1 pseudogene is annotated in these 278 nt (G+C 46.4%); it reads right to left on the bottom strand.

The annotated features are described in order from the left end of the window. Nucleotides 1–278, bottom strand: a pseudogene (proA, locus tag Q4528_RS13665) (glutamate-5-semialdehyde dehydrogenase); the annotation flags it as partial.

Here is a 278-nt window from a genome sequence, read left to right as displayed (position 1 = left end):
AGGGTGTAGCTTAGCCATTCGGTATCAAAGTCACCTTCGCCCGCAGCTTGCAAGTCTTTGGCATTGGCTAAACCCGCCATGGCGTTTTCGGTAGCCACTAATTTAACCGATGAATTGTTCATACACTCGGCCAACATTGGCAATAACTCTGCGGCAACGTTTTGATCAACCAATAGGCTGTCTAGCGCATTACAGGCAGAAGGACGCTGAACTTTGGAATTCTCAATAACATTAAGAGCTGCAGACAAATCGACCGAGTTATCTACGTAGATATGGCT

Origin of the sequence: Staphylococcus pasteuri (genome assembly GCF_030547725.1) — a bacterium.
In the GTDB taxonomy this organism is placed as follows: domain Bacteria; phylum Bacillota; class Bacilli; order Staphylococcales; family Staphylococcaceae; genus Staphylococcus; species Staphylococcus pasteuri.
Note: the sequence above shows the minus strand (reverse complement) of the source record. Positions and strands in the feature narration are given on the sequence as shown.